The sequence below is a fragment of the Bradyrhizobium sp. genome, assembly GCF_036735945.1.
In the GTDB taxonomy this organism is placed as follows: Bacteria; Pseudomonadota; Alphaproteobacteria; order Rhizobiales; family Xanthobacteraceae; genus Bradyrhizobium.
The window spans coordinates 23,561-36,112 of the sequence record NZ_DAINNI010000014.1 but is presented as its reverse complement, the minus strand read 5'-3'; the positions used below and the strand labels follow the sequence as shown (position 1 = coordinate 36,112).

General features: G+C 65.5%; 10 protein-coding genes. 5 read left to right on the top strand and 5 right to left on the bottom strand.

The window, feature by feature from the left end; translation table 11 throughout:
* The first annotated feature begins 105 nt into the window (after positions 1-105).
* Entirely contained in the window at positions 106-1,320 is a 1,215-nt protein-coding gene (locus tag V7E26_RS07530) for a mandelate racemase/muconate lactonizing enzyme family protein (RefSeq protein WP_324414812.1), read from the top strand.
* A gap of 74 nt (positions 1,321-1,394) precedes the next feature.
* On the opposite strand, the gene V7E26_RS07525 is transcribed toward V7E26_RS07530, so the two are convergent.
* The 4 genes from V7E26_RS07525 to V7E26_RS07510 form a co-directional block, all read right to left on the bottom strand.
* Entirely contained in the window at positions 1,395-2,621 is a 1,227-nt protein-coding gene (locus tag V7E26_RS07525; protein WP_324414811.1) for an ABC transporter substrate-binding protein, read from the bottom strand.
* A 105-nt stretch (positions 2,622-2,726) separates the two neighbouring features.
* The gene (locus V7E26_RS07520) at positions 2,727-4,772 is read right to left on the bottom strand and encodes a hydantoinase/oxoprolinase family protein (RefSeq protein ID WP_324414810.1); all 2,046 of its coding nucleotides are present in this window, start codon (positions 4,770-4,772) and stop codon (positions 2,727-2,729) included.
* Positions 4,769-6,436: a hydantoinase B/oxoprolinase family protein gene (locus tag V7E26_RS07515; protein WP_324414809.1), complete on the bottom strand. Its 1,668-nt coding sequence runs from the start codon at positions 6,434-6,436 to the stop codon at positions 4,769-4,771. The genes V7E26_RS07520 and V7E26_RS07515 overlap by 4 nt, the downstream gene beginning before the upstream one ends.
* 36 nt (positions 6,437-6,472) lie before the next feature.
* On the bottom strand, positions 6,473-7,789 hold the full coding sequence (locus V7E26_RS07510; RefSeq protein WP_324414808.1) for an aspartate aminotransferase family protein: 1,317 nt from the start codon (positions 7,787-7,789) through the stop codon (positions 6,473-6,475).
* 240 nt (positions 7,790-8,029) lie between these two features.
* Between V7E26_RS07510 and V7E26_RS07505 the strand changes: the two genes are divergently transcribed.
* The 4 genes from V7E26_RS07505 to V7E26_RS07490 are packed head-to-tail and all read left to right on the top strand — an operon-like array spanning position 8,030 to position 11,282.
* Positions 8,030-8,500 (top strand): DUF305 domain-containing protein, encoded by a 471-nt coding sequence (locus V7E26_RS07505; RefSeq protein WP_442893361.1) that lies wholly within the window; start codon positions 8,030-8,032, stop codon positions 8,498-8,500.
* A 9-nt stretch (positions 8,501-8,509) separates the two neighbouring features.
* Complete coding sequence (locus V7E26_RS07500) at positions 8,510-9,991, top strand: YncE family protein (RefSeq protein ID WP_324414807.1); 1,482 nt, start codon at positions 8,510-8,512, stop codon at positions 9,989-9,991.
* The gene (locus V7E26_RS07495) at positions 9,988-10,515 is read left to right on the top strand and encodes an RNA polymerase sigma factor (RefSeq protein WP_324414806.1); all 528 of its coding nucleotides are present in this window, start codon (positions 9,988-9,990) and stop codon (positions 10,513-10,515) included. Before V7E26_RS07500 ends, V7E26_RS07495 begins: the two co-directional genes overlap by 4 nt.
* Complete coding sequence (locus V7E26_RS07490; RefSeq protein WP_324414805.1) at positions 10,512-11,282, top strand: anti-sigma factor family protein; 771 nt, start codon at positions 10,512-10,514, stop codon at positions 11,280-11,282. Before V7E26_RS07495 ends, V7E26_RS07490 begins: the two co-directional genes overlap by 4 nt.
* Here V7E26_RS07490 and V7E26_RS07485 read toward each other — a convergent pair.
* Positions 11,279-12,526: an MFS transporter gene (locus V7E26_RS07485; protein ID WP_324414804.1), complete on the bottom strand. Its 1,248-nt coding sequence runs from the start codon at positions 12,524-12,526 to the stop codon at positions 11,279-11,281. The genes V7E26_RS07490 and V7E26_RS07485 overlap by 4 nt on opposite strands.
* Positions 12,527-12,552 lie beyond the last annotated feature (26 nt).

The window sequence follows — 12,552 nt, the reverse complement described above, 5'->3', positions numbered from 1 at the left end:
TGTTCCGCGAAACGGGAAATCACCGGGCCACCCGTCATTGACGCTTCGCGCAAACCGTTGTTGTTATCGGCCAATCACAACAACAAGCCCGGGGCAGGAAAAATCATGAAAAAGGCCACCCAGATAAGAAGCGTCGAAACGCTCGCATGCGACGCCGGCTGGCGGAATTACCACTTCGTCAAGATCATGACCGAGGACGGCCTCGTCGGCTGGAGCGAGTATGACGAGGGCTTTGGCGCGCCCGGCGTGACCGCGGCGATCGAGCGGCTCGGGGCGCGCGTGGTCGGCAAGAATGCGTTCCAGCACGAGCGGATCTACGCCGAACTGTTCTCCGCGACGCGGCCGGCCGCCGGCGGCGTGGTGGCGCTGGCGCTCGGCGCCGTCGAGAACGCGCTGCTCGACGTCAAGGCCAAGGCGCTCGGCGTGCCCTGCTACGAGTTGCTCGGCGGCAAGATCCGCGACCGCATCCGCGTCTACTGGTCGCACTGCGCGACCTGGCGCATCAACCATCCCGACTGGTTCAAGCCCGCCATCACCGATCTCGACGGTGTGACGTCCATCGGCAAGGAGGTGCGCGAAAAAGGCTTCACGGCGATGAAGACCAACATCTTCGTCTACACCGACGGCAAGCCGCAGGGCTGGCGGCCCGGCTTCGGCTCGCCGTTCGAGCCGGAGATCAATGTCGACCGCAAGGTGCTGCGAAATCTCTGCATGCACCTGGAGGCGATCCGCGACGGCGCCGGACCCGATGTCGACCTGCTGCTCGATCTCAACTTCAACGCCAAGACCGAAGGTTATTTGAAGATACTGCGCGCCATCAAGGACATGGACATGTTCTGGGTGGAGATCGACACCTTCAACCCGCAGGCGCTCGGCTATATCCGCCGCCAGAGCCCGCACCCGATATCATCCTGCGAGACGCTATTGGGCTTGCGCGAGTTCCTGCCCTATTTCGACCAGCAGGCGATGGACGTCGCGATCATCGACACGCCCTGGAACGGGGTGTGGCAATCGATGAAGATCGCGGCTGCCGCCGAGCATTTCGAGGTCAACGTCGCCCCGCATAATTTCTACGGCCATCTCTGCACCATGCAGAACGCGCACTTCTCCGCGGCCGTGCCGAATTTGCGCATCATGGAAACCGACATCGATCGCCTGGCGTGGGACCACGAACTGTTCACGCATGTTCCTGACATCGTCGACGGTCATCTGGTGATGCCGGACCGCCCCGGCTGGGGCACCGAGCCCAACGAGGAAGGCCTGCGCGCCCATCCGCCGAAGAGCCAGGGCGGGCTGTTGAATTACGGGCAGAAGAAGTAGGGCCCACCATCTATCCATTCGCGCAGTTGATGGTGGGCACGCTTCGCTTTGCCCACCCTACAATTCTGTCGCATTCACTTATCGCCCGCCACACCCAGAAACGCATTCTCGATCACGTCGCCGATCGGCTGCCAGGCGCTGCCGTCGAACTGCACCAGCCGCATCTGCTTGATCGGATGGAAATCGGACGGCCCGGTGTTGATCGCAATGGTCGGGAGCGCCACCGTGCTGTGGTAGTTTCGGAGCGACGCGGCCTGACGCATGATGTTCTCGCGCGACAGGTCGTCGCCGCATTGCGTCAGCACCTGCGCCAGCGTTTCGGCTGCCGCGTAGCCGAAGATGGCATTGCTGTCGTCCTTGTCGCCGTCGGGATAGTACCTGTCCATGAAGGCGAGCCATTCCTTGATGCCAGCGTCGTCCTTCCAGGTGGCGTCGCTGGCGTCCTTCAGGAACGAGGTCGAGATTACGCCGACGGAATTCTGCAAGCCCGCGGGCCGCAGCGCGTTGGCGATCGAGGCCGCCGCATTGACCAGCACCAGCACCGGATGCCAGCCCAGATCGGCCGCCCTGCGGATGGCACGCGCCGAGATCGGCGGCGCGCAGTTGAGCACCAGCACCTCGGCCCCGGAGTTCTTGAGAATATCGACCTGGGCATCGATCGACATGTCCGCATCGATGGCGATATCGGCCACGATCATGTTGGCGGTGATGCCGAGGCCTTCCTGCAAGCCGCGGAACAGATCGCGGCCGAACTGGTCGTTCTGCCAGAGCACCGCGATCTTCCGGCTCGGATAGGCGGCCTGGATGTAGTTGGCGTAGATCCGGCCCTCGGAGCGGAATGTCGGCTGCCAGCCCATCGTCCACGGAAACCGCTTCGGATGCGCCCACTCCTCGTCGCCGGAGGCGACAAAGAGCTGCGGGATGTTCTGCTCGTTGAGATAGCTTCGCGTCGCCAGGTTGCTCGGCGTGCCGAAAGAGCCGAACATCACGTGTACGCGCTCCTGCTCGACGAGGTCGCGGGTGTGCTCAACCGCGGTTTTCGGATTCGAGCTGTCGTCGCGCGAGATGAACCTGACCTTGCGACCGTTGATGCCGCCGCGCTGGTTGATCATGTCGAAATAGGCGGCCTCCGCCCTGCCGATCGAGGCGAACGCGGCGAGCGGACCGGTGTACGGCATGATGTTGCCGATGCGGATTTCGGTGTCGGTCACGCCGGCGGCGCGGGCCTGCGGAACGGGGGTAACGGCTATCAATGCGAAGACGAGCCACAGCGCCGCTGCGGCTCTTGCTATTGTTTGCATCAACATGCCCTCGAACGCCAAGCTACCAGGAACTTGTGACGCCGCCCAGCGGCGCCGATGATAGCGCGCAAAATGGGGCTGTTGAAATCAATTGTTTCGGTCGTATCAGCGCAGCGCGATGTCCAGCCAGCCCAGCGGATTGACGATCACGCGGTCCCCCGTATCCACCAGCACCGTCGTGGTCTCGGCTTCGATGATCGCGGGTCCGCTCAGGGTGTGGCCGGGCTGCAGTTCGTCGAGGGCATAGACCGGAACTTCGCGCCAGCCGCCGAGGAAGGCCTGACGCTTGCTGCGCGGAGAAGCAGCGCTGGATGACGCGGCCTTGCGCGCGCCCTCGTCCTGCCTCTCGACTGCGCCGACGGCGGCGACGCGGGCGTTGACGAACACGACTTCCTGGCCGCGCGAGGCGTAGGTGTAGAGTTCCTCGTGCCTGATATGAAAACGATCCTCGATCTGATCAACCAGATCGGGCGCGTTCCAGTCGAGGCCGTCGAGCGAGACGTCGATCTCAAAGATCTGTTCGCCATAGCGCATTTCGGCGGAGCGCTCGATCGAGACCGGGCCGTTGAACCATGAACGCAGCCGGCCGGCGGCCTGCTGTTCCAGCCCGGCGAAGAGTTCGCGCACTTCGTCGGCTGAGATGCGCACGCCGGCGCCGTAGTGCGTGCGGCTGACTTCGTAGCGGAGGTCACTGGTCAGCATGCCCCATGCCGACAGCACCGAGGCCACCGTCGGCACGATGATGCGCTTGATCTCGAGTTCGCGCGCGACCTCGGCGGCGTGCAGGCCGGCCGCGCCGCCGAAACTGAGCAGCGCGAACTTTCGGGGATCGACGCCGCGGCGCAAGGTCATCAGGCGGATGCCGTCGGCCATGTTGAGGTTGATCATGCGATAGATGCCGGCCGCGGCCTCGACCCGCGACAGCTCCATCGACTTGGCGATGCGATCGACGGCGGCTTCCGACGCCGCGCGGTCGAGCGGACGCTTGCCACCCATGAAGGCCGCGGCATCGAGATAGCCAAGCACCACGTTGGCATCGGTCACGGTCGCGGCCTCTCCGCCATTGCCGTAGCAGGCCGGCCCCGGCACCGAGCCTGCGCTCTCCGGCCCCACCCGCAGCGTGCGGCTGGCATCGACGCTGGCGATCGAGCCGCCGCCCGCGGCGATGCTCGCGATGTCGAGGCTGCGCAGCGCGATGCGCTGGCCGGCCAGCATGCCGTCAGCCGAGAGCGATGCCTGCCCGCCTGAGATCAGCGAGATGTCGGTCGAGGTGCCGCCCATGTCGAACGGTACAAGATCGGGAATCCCGACCAGGTCAGCGCAGCGCCGGCCGCCGGACATGCCGCCGGCCGGCCCCGACAGCACGGTGCCCGCCGCAAGGCGCGAAGCTTCCTCCACCGGCGCCATGCCGCCATGCGACAGCACGACGAACAGACTGCCCTTGAAGCCGGCTTCGGTCAGCCGTGACTCGAGGTTGGTCAGATAGCGCCGCACGATCGGCTCGACATAGGCGTTCACGATCGTGGTCGAGACGCGCTCATATTCCTTGATCTGCGGCAGCACGTCGCTGGAGCGCGAGATGCTGATGTCGGGCAATGCCTGCTGCAGCCGCGCGACGGCGGCGAGTTCATGGACGGGATTGAGGTAGGAATGCAGGAAGCACACCGCGACCGAGGTCGCGCCCGACTTCTTGATCCCGGCAATCGCGTCATCGAGCGACTTTGCATCGAGCGGAATCAGAACCTCGCCGCTCGCCCGAAGCCGCTCCTTGACGCCGAAGCGCAGGTCGCGCGGCACCAGCGGCGCCGGCGGTGGCGAGCGCAGGTCGTAGCGGTCGGGCTTGAGGCCTTCGCGCATCTCGATGACGTCGCGATGGCCCTCGGTCGTGATCAGCGCGACTTTCGCGCCCTTGCGCTCCAGCAGCGCATTGGTCGCAACCGTTGTGCCATGCACCAGACGATCGGTCGCCGCGAGCATCTGCGCGCGCGTGACGTTCAGCCGCCGCGCCAGTTCTTCCAGCCCCGCCATCACGCCGAGCGACTGGTCCGCCGGGGTCGACGGCGATTTCGCGAATATGGTGCGTCCGCCCTCGTCCGTCGCCACGAGATCGGTGTAGGTCCCGCCGACGTCAACACCTATCCTGAACATCATGAGGACATCCGCTCCGTCGCGATGTCAGTCAGGCCCTGCTCACGATCGCGCCGGCGCGCCTCCGCCGATCGCTTGTCCGGCGGCCCCCATCCGCCACCGCCGGAGGAGCGGATTTCGAGACAGTCGCCGGGACGCAGCTCGATGCCGACTTCCTTGGTACGAAGCACGCGCGGCTCGCGCCCCTCGGACAACAGACGATAATGATGCGGCTTGCCGTCGTTGCCGCCGAGCATGCCGCAGGGGCCATGGCGCGCGCCGTCGCCGGCGGTGTTGCCCTTCGCGATCTTTTCCGTCTCCAGCACCAGATCGAGGGACACGCCGAGACCGCCGCGATGCTGGCCATCGCCGCCGGAGCCCGGGCGAAACTCGTGCTGGCGGAAATGCAGGGGAAAGCGCACCTCGGCGACTTCGAGACTGCCGAACTTCAGCCCGCCGACCGAATGCCACTCGCCGATCGAGGACCAGCCGTCGCCGCCTGACGATGCGCCGCCGCCGGGCCGCGCCTGGAACAGGTGCCAGATGAAATTCCTGCCGCTGCGCGGGTCCTCGCCCTGGATTGCAATCCGGAAGCGCCGGCTCCAGCCCGCCATCGCGCGCTCCGGGCATGACGCCGACAGCGCCTTGACGATCGCTTCGACGATTTCATTGGACGGATGGCTGGTGCACAGCGTCACCGGCCGGCCCGGATCGGCCCACACCACCGTGCCCTGCTTCGCGACCACCCTGAGCGGGCGCAGCGCGCCGGTGTTCTTCGGAATCCCGGCGTCGATCAGATAGGCGAATGCCATCGCCACCGCCGCCTGCATGTTGGCGTGCGAGGAGTTCACGAAGCTGGTCGACTGCGGATCGGAGTCGGAGAGATCGACCTCGACATCGCTGCCCTTCTTGGTGACCTTTGCGGCGATGCGCAAATCAGTTCGGCCGTGACCGTCGTCGTCGAGGAACGCCTCACCGTGGAACACGCCGTCCTTCCAGGTCGAGACGACCGCGCGGGTCTGCTGCTCCGTCGCGTCGAGTATCGCTTCCATGGCGGCTTCAACCACGGCGGCGCCGAATTCGGCGAACAGCCGCGACAGCCGCCGTTCGCCAAGATGCGCCGCGCCGAGCATCGCCGCGAGGTCGCCGCGGAATTCGCGGGGGTTACGGACGTTGAGCGCCAGCAGGTCAAACAGATCGTCGCGCAGCCTGCCGGCTTCGTAGAGCTTGATCGGCGGGATGCGCAGCCCCTCCTGCCAGATCTCGGTGGCCGCGGGGTTATAGGCGCCATGGGTGCCGCCGCCGATATCGCTCTGATGCGCGCGCACGACGGTCCAGAGCAGACGCTTGCGGTCGGCGAATACCGGCACGAACACCGTCACATCAGGCAAATGGCTGCCGCCGTGATAGGGATCGTTGAGCAGGATGACGTCACCCTGCTTCACGTCCTTGAAGCGCTCCTCGACCGCTATCGTCGCCCAGGGCAGCGCGCCGACATGGACGGGCAGATGATCCGCCTGCGCGATCAGCCGCGCGCTGGTGTCGCAGATCGCCAGCGAGAAATCGCGGCTGGAATTGAGGATCTGCGAATAGGAGGTGCGAAGCATCGCCTCGCCCATTTCCTTCACGATCGAACTGAGGCGGTGCTGGACGACGGAACGTGTGATGGGATCGATCCTGGCGGACATTCGGTGCCGTTATTATTCGTTGGTTCGCAAGATGTGTCAGAGCGTGCGCGCGACTTCCTCGAGCGCGCCCGACGTGGCTTCGATGATGGCATTAATATCGGCATCCGTCATCGGGGTCGACAACGCCATCAGGCCGTAGCCGGCGGCCAGCACGCCGCGATTGAGCAGCGCGCGCGAGAACACGGTCTGGCGCTGCGCCTCCTCCTCGCTCAGATAGGCCGAGCGGTAGTCGCGGATCGGGCGATCGGCAAAGTGAATCTTCAGCAGCGAGCCGAGGCCGACGGTGCGGCCGGGCACGCGGTGGCGTTTGAAGGCAGCATCGATGCCGGAGCGCACCGCCTCGCCCATCGCGTCGAGCCGCGCAAAGGCTGCGCCATCGAGCAACTGCATCGCGGCGATGCCGGCGCGCATCGTCACCGGATTGGCGGAGAACGTGCCGCCATGCGGCAGCGCGGGTTTTCCGGACCTGGGGTCAAACACCGCCATCACATCCCGGCGGCCGCCGATCGCGCCGACCGGAAAGCCGCCGCCGATGATCTTTCCGAGCGTGGTCAGGTCAGGCTCGATATTCCACAGCCCCTGCGCGCCGCGATAGCCGAGGCGGAACGTAATGACTTCGTCGAAGATCAGGAGCGCGCCGACCTCGCGCGTGACTTTCCGGAGCGCCTCCAGATAGGCCTGATCGGCCGGCGCAAGCCCGGCGCGGTTGGGCATGGGATCGACCAGCACGCAGGCAAGCTCCGGCCCGTGCTCGCGGATCAGGCTGACGGCGGCTTCGGTGTCGTTGAAGGGAATGGTGACGACATCGGCCAGCACGTTTTCCGGCGTGCCCCTGGCATAGGCGACCGAGACCGGCGCGTTGCGGCCCCAGGCTTCCGGCGTCGGATCGAGGCTCACCTCGGCGTAGTCATAGGAGCCGTGATAGGCGCCCTCGCACTTGGCGATCTTGGGCCGTCCGGTATGCGCGCGCGCCGCCTTCAGCGCCATCATCACCGCTTCGGTGCCGGAATTGGCGAAACGGACCTGATCGACCGAGGGCAGCCGCAACACCAGCAGTTCGGCGAGATCGACCTCTGAAACCGTCGGCAGGCCGAACGCCGATCCCAGCGCAAGCTGCGCGGTCGCCGCCTTGATAAGCGCGGGATGGGCGTGGCCGTGGATCGCCGAGGTGAAATTGTTGATGCAGTCGATATAGACGTTGCCGTCGAGATCCCAGACCCGGCAGCCCTCGCCGCGCGCCGCATAGACCGGATAGGGCTTCATGAAGACGGTGGTGCGGGTGTTGCCGCCGGGAAGGCTCGCCAGCGCGCGGTCGTACATTTTTTGCGAGGCCGAGTCCGGATCCGGGTACATGCGCCATTCCAGAAAATGATGGGACAAACCCTTATAGCCGCTGGATTTCTGCCCGCAAACCATCGCTTTGTCGCGGCCGCCACCTGCGAATGCCGCACGGCGCAAGGCACCGGCTCACGATTACGTGTCTGCTATCCCGGCAAAATGGCCGCGGGTGACGGAATAGAACGCGTCGCGACGCGTCACCACCCATGCAAGCTGCTTTCATCATGGGAACCAATCCGAAAAGGTGCTGCGACGATGCTGCAATTCCTCAAGCCCGGCCAGAGTGCGGCGCTGTTCGGCATGCGCCTGCTCTTCGCCCTCGCCGCACTGCCGCCGGCGTTCGCGCATGATGCTCATTCGCCGGCACAACATGCGGCGACCCCGGAGGAAAGCGCGTTCCTCGCCGACAACGAGGCCGCGATGAACAGGATGATGAGCGCCATGGAGGCAAAGCCGACCGGAGACATCGACCGCGACTTCGTCGCCATGATGGCGCCGCACCATCAAGGGGCGATCGACATGGCCGTGCTGCAACTGCGCTACGGCCAGAACGAGCAGCTCCGGCGTATCGCGCAGGAAATCATCGTCAGCCAGATGCAGGAGATCGCGGCGATGAAGCTTGCGATCGGCGAACAGGCCCCGGCCTCCACGCCTGCGCCCACGCAATCCAGTCAGGCGCCGGCGGTCCATCATCACACGACGATGCCAGCAGGCATGAAGAAATAGGAGCGACAGATGAACCATTCGGCTTTGCGAAGCGGCCTGCTGGCCTGCACGATCGTTGCGACCTCCATGGCGGCGCTGGTGCCGCCTGCTCCGGCCTGGGCCGGCCAGGCCCCCGCCGCCGCGTCCTCCCCGGACATTCCGATCAGCCATCGCGACCGCGTCTATGCGGCGGAACAGTTTTCGAACACGGTGTCCGTTACCGATCCCGTCGACAACAAGCTGCTCGGCGTCATCCGCCTGGGCGATCCGCAGCCCGGCAATTTCAGCCCCCTCTACAAGGGACAGGTGCTGGTCCACGGCATGGGCTATTCGCCCGACCATAGGACACTCGCCGTCGTGTCGATCGGATCGAATTCGGTGACGTTCATCGACACCGCGACGAACGCCGTCAGGCACGTCACCTATCTGGGGCGCTCGCCGCACGAAGCGTTCTTTACGCCGGACGGAAAGGAAGTCTGGGTCACCGTGCGCGGCGAGAATTATGTCAGCGTCATCGACGCCGCGAATTTTGCCGAAAAGACCCGCATCGAGGTGCCGGCCGGACCCGGCATGCAGATTTTCTCTCCCGACGGCAAATACGGCTACATCTGCTCGTCCTTCAACCCGGAGACGGTCGTGGTGTCGGTCGCCGACCATTCCATCGTCGCGCGCGTGAAGCAGGAAAGCCCGTTCTGCCCGGACATCGCCGCTACGCCCGACGGCGAACAGGTCTGGTTCACGCTCAAGGACATCGGCAAGACGCAGGTGTTCAATGCAAGGCCGCCCTTCAATCCGATCAGGACGATCGAGACCGGCCCGATCACCAATCACGTCAACTTCGCGCGCACGCCGAAGGGATCGTTCGCCTATATCACGATCGGCGGCACCAACGAGGTCAAGGTATTTCGCACCGATGATTTCTCGCAGGTAGCGACCATCCCGGTCGGCAGCCTGCCACACGGCCTCTGGCCGTCGGGCGACGGCACACGCATCTATGTCGGACTCGAAAATGCCGATGCGCTGGCCGCAATCGACACCGCCAGCAACAAGGTGGTGGCCAACATTCCGGTCGGACAGGCGCCGCAGGCCATCGTCTATGTACCTGACGCTGCGCCCAATCCCGACGACCGCCAGAATCTGCAAAGCCTCGGCATCGCAGGTCAGGTCGCCCACCTTTCTCTTGGGCCGAAGGCTGAAACGAAGACGGAAAAGCCGCCGACCAGCGTCTCGCTGTTCGACCAGGGCCTGATCCAGGTGTTGCAGGCGTCGGTGACCGGCCTGCAGCCGAAGCAGCGCTACGTGCTGGCGCTGGCCAGCAGGAACGACGGAGCCGGGTCGGTGCAACCACTCGCCGCCTTCATGACCAACCCCGCAGGTTCGGCCATTGTCAATGCGGTCGGGCCGATCCGGCAGCTCGTCCAGAATTCGACTGCGGCCGAGCGGCGATATCTGGTGATCGCGCCGGGCGAGCCTTCGAAGTTCGGAGAGGCCGTGCAGGTCCAGGTGCCATGACCGACATGCTGCGCTCGGTCGAGCCGGTGATACCGGCCCTGCGCCGCTATGCGCGGGCGCTGGTCCGCAATCGTGCCACGGCCGACGATCTGGTGCAGGACTGCCTGGAACGTGCCGTCGGCAATTGGGGACAACGGCGCGACGGCGATCCGCGCCCCTGGCTGTTCACGATCCTGCACAACCTTGCCGTCAACCAGTTCCGCCGCTCCGCAAGCCGGGGCGCGCACATCGCCATCGACGAGGCCAATGAAGGTGATTTCGGGCAGGACGCCGTGCAGGAACAGAAACTGATGTACCGGGATGTCCTCGACAAGCTTGCGCGGCTGCCGGCAGACCAGCGTGCCGTGCTGCTCCTGGTCGCGGTGGAAGACCTGTCATATTCCGAAGCAGCCAAGGTTCTCGGCATTCCCATCGGCACCGTCATGTCGCGCCTGTCGCGGGCGCGCGAAAGGTTGCAGCAGGAAATCGACGGGACCGCGGACGGCGCGACGAGGAACGTGGTGCAGTTGCGGAGCATGAAATGAGCCATCGTCCCATCACGGAAGACGATCTCCACGCCTATGTGGATGGCGTTCTCGAACCCGAGCGACGGGCGGAAGTCAGCGTCTATCTGGCCGACCACCCCGACGTCGCCCGGCGCACCGTCGCCTTTACGGACCAGCGCGATCTCTTGCGCAAGGCACTGGCGCCCATTGCGGACGAGCCGCTGCCGCCGCAACTCAATCTGTCACGGATCATCGAGAAGCGGCAGCGACGGCCTTCGCCCGTCTGGTGGGCGGTCGCAGCCATGCTGATGCTGAGCATCGGCGGTGTCGGCGGTTGGGTGATGCGGGGCACCCTGCAGATGTCGCCTGGCGGACTTGCCGCACTCGCCCAGGAAGCCGCTGACACCTATCACGTCTATGCACCGGATCGGGTGCAGCCGGTCGAGATGCGGGCAGCCGACAGCGCGCAACTGGTCCAGTGGGTGTCGAACCGCCTGAACCAGCCGGTGAAGCTGCCGGACCTGACGGGATCGGGCTTTCGCCTGATGGGCGGACGCCTGATCGCGACGTCGCATGGTCCGGCCGCGATGTTCATGTATGACGACGATCGCGGACAGCGGCTCGTCGTGCTGGCACGCCCAATGGCGTCGGAACAAAGCGCGCCGATGGCGCCGAATTCGGGAGGCAACATCTCGGGCTTTAGCTGGGCCGATGACGGGATGGGCTACAGCCTGGTGGGACAGGCCGCAGCCGAATCCCTCAAGCCGATCGCCAACGAGGTCCGGAGGCAGGCGCGTACGATCTAGGACTTCGATGGCCTTGTATAGGCAATGAAGACTGTTACCCCGACGATCAGGCTTGCTGCCATGAACAGCAGCACGGCGGGAAGCCCGAAAATCGTTGCCACCACGCCGGTCGTCGACTGCATCAGGGCAGCGCCGAGGAAGAATGCGAGGTTGATGGCCGACAGCGCCTTGCCGGCGTTCTGCGCGCCCGCCAACTGCCGCGTCATGCCGAACAGCAGCGGCTGCGTCGATATCGCGATACCCATCAGGACGAACAGCACGGCGTCGATCTGCGCCGGCACGGCCTTTACCCCGAAGAGATCGGACAGCGGATAGTTCGGCGCGCCCGCCGCCGCCAGCGCGAGCAGCAAGGCGGCAAACGAATGCGTCGCGGCCAGCACTTCGCGGCGATGGCCGATGGAGCGGTCGACGATCCCCATCAGCACGGGGCCGACGATCAGCGCCAGCGTGAACAGGCCGAGCACGTTGCCGGCCTCGATGCGGCCGAGCGACTTGACCTCCATCAGCCACGGCCCGCCCCACAATCCGCGCAGCACCAGCGAGGCCGCAAGCGACACCAGCGCCAGCCCGATCAGGCCGCGCAGCGGTCGGGACAGGCCGATGCGCAGCACTTCGGCCATCTGCGACAGTGGCGAGGATGGATCGCCATGCTCGGCCGGCTGCTTCGGGACCAGGAGGAACACGGCAAGAGCCACCGCGACGCCGAAACCGGCGGAGATCCAGAAACCCGCGCGCCAGCCATAATGCTCGACGACGAAGGCGAGCGGGCTCGCCGACAGCAGCATGCCGATATTGCCGATCGAGAGAATGATGCCGGACCACAGGCCGAAGCGCGCCGCCGACATCTGCTTGGCAGCAAGCGTCATCGGGCACATCAGCATGCCCGAGGTGGCGACGCCGAGCAGGAGCTGGCCGAATACAAAGCTCGCCGTCCCGGTGGCGAGCCCTGAGGCCAGCGCGCCGACAACCGTTCCTGCGAGCAGGCTCAACGAGACCGGGCGGACGCCAAAACGGTCCATTGCCGCGCCGACCGGGATCTGCGAGGCCGCGAAGGCGAAATGATAGACCGAGGTGAGGCTCGCCAGCTTTTGCGGGGCGGTGCGAAAGTCGGCGGCCATCACATCAAGGCTGACGGCCGGAATGGTCCGCAACAGCGTCGACAGCATGTGGCCGCAGGCCAGCGCCAGAAGCGCAAAAATCAGTGCGCGGAAGTTGCCGCCCGCGCTATCGGCCTTGCCGTCCATAAGCCGTCTCGCCCCAAACTCTCCTG

What these genes read in the sequence shown, in the direction of transcription:
- V7E26_RS07515 (WP_324414809.1), bottom strand. Translation starts at nt 6,436, where the DNA reads ATGTCCGCCAGGATCGATCCCATCACACGTTCCGTCGTCCAGCACCGC.
- V7E26_RS07510 (WP_324414808.1), bottom strand. Translation starts at nt 7,789, where the DNA reads ATGTACCCGGATCCGGACTCGGCCTCGCAAAAAATGTACGACCGCGCG.
- V7E26_RS07525 (WP_324414811.1), bottom strand. Translation starts at nt 2,621, where the DNA reads ATGCAAACAATAGCAAGAGCCGCAGCGGCGCTGTGGCTCGTCTTCGCA.
- V7E26_RS07520 (WP_324414810.1), bottom strand. Translation starts at nt 4,772, where the DNA reads ATGATGTTCAGGATAGGTGTTGACGTCGGCGGGACCTACACCGATCTC.
- V7E26_RS07505 (WP_442893361.1), top strand. Translation starts at nt 8,030, where the DNA reads ATGCTGCAATTCCTCAAGCCCGGCCAGAGTGCGGCGCTGTTCGGCATG.
- V7E26_RS07500 (WP_324414807.1), top strand. Translation starts at nt 8,510, where the DNA reads ATGAACCATTCGGCTTTGCGAAGCGGCCTGCTGGCCTGCACGATCGTT.
- V7E26_RS07490 (WP_324414805.1), top strand. Translation starts at nt 10,512, where the DNA reads ATGAGCCATCGTCCCATCACGGAAGACGATCTCCACGCCTATGTGGAT.
- V7E26_RS07485 (WP_324414804.1), bottom strand. Translation starts at nt 12,526, where the DNA reads ATGGACGGCAAGGCCGATAGCGCGGGCGGCAACTTCCGCGCACTGATT.
- V7E26_RS07495 (WP_324414806.1), top strand. Translation starts at nt 9,988, where the DNA reads ATGACCGACATGCTGCGCTCGGTCGAGCCGGTGATACCGGCCCTGCGC.
- V7E26_RS07530 (WP_324414812.1), top strand. Translation starts at nt 106, where the DNA reads ATGAAAAAGGCCACCCAGATAAGAAGCGTCGAAACGCTCGCATGCGAC.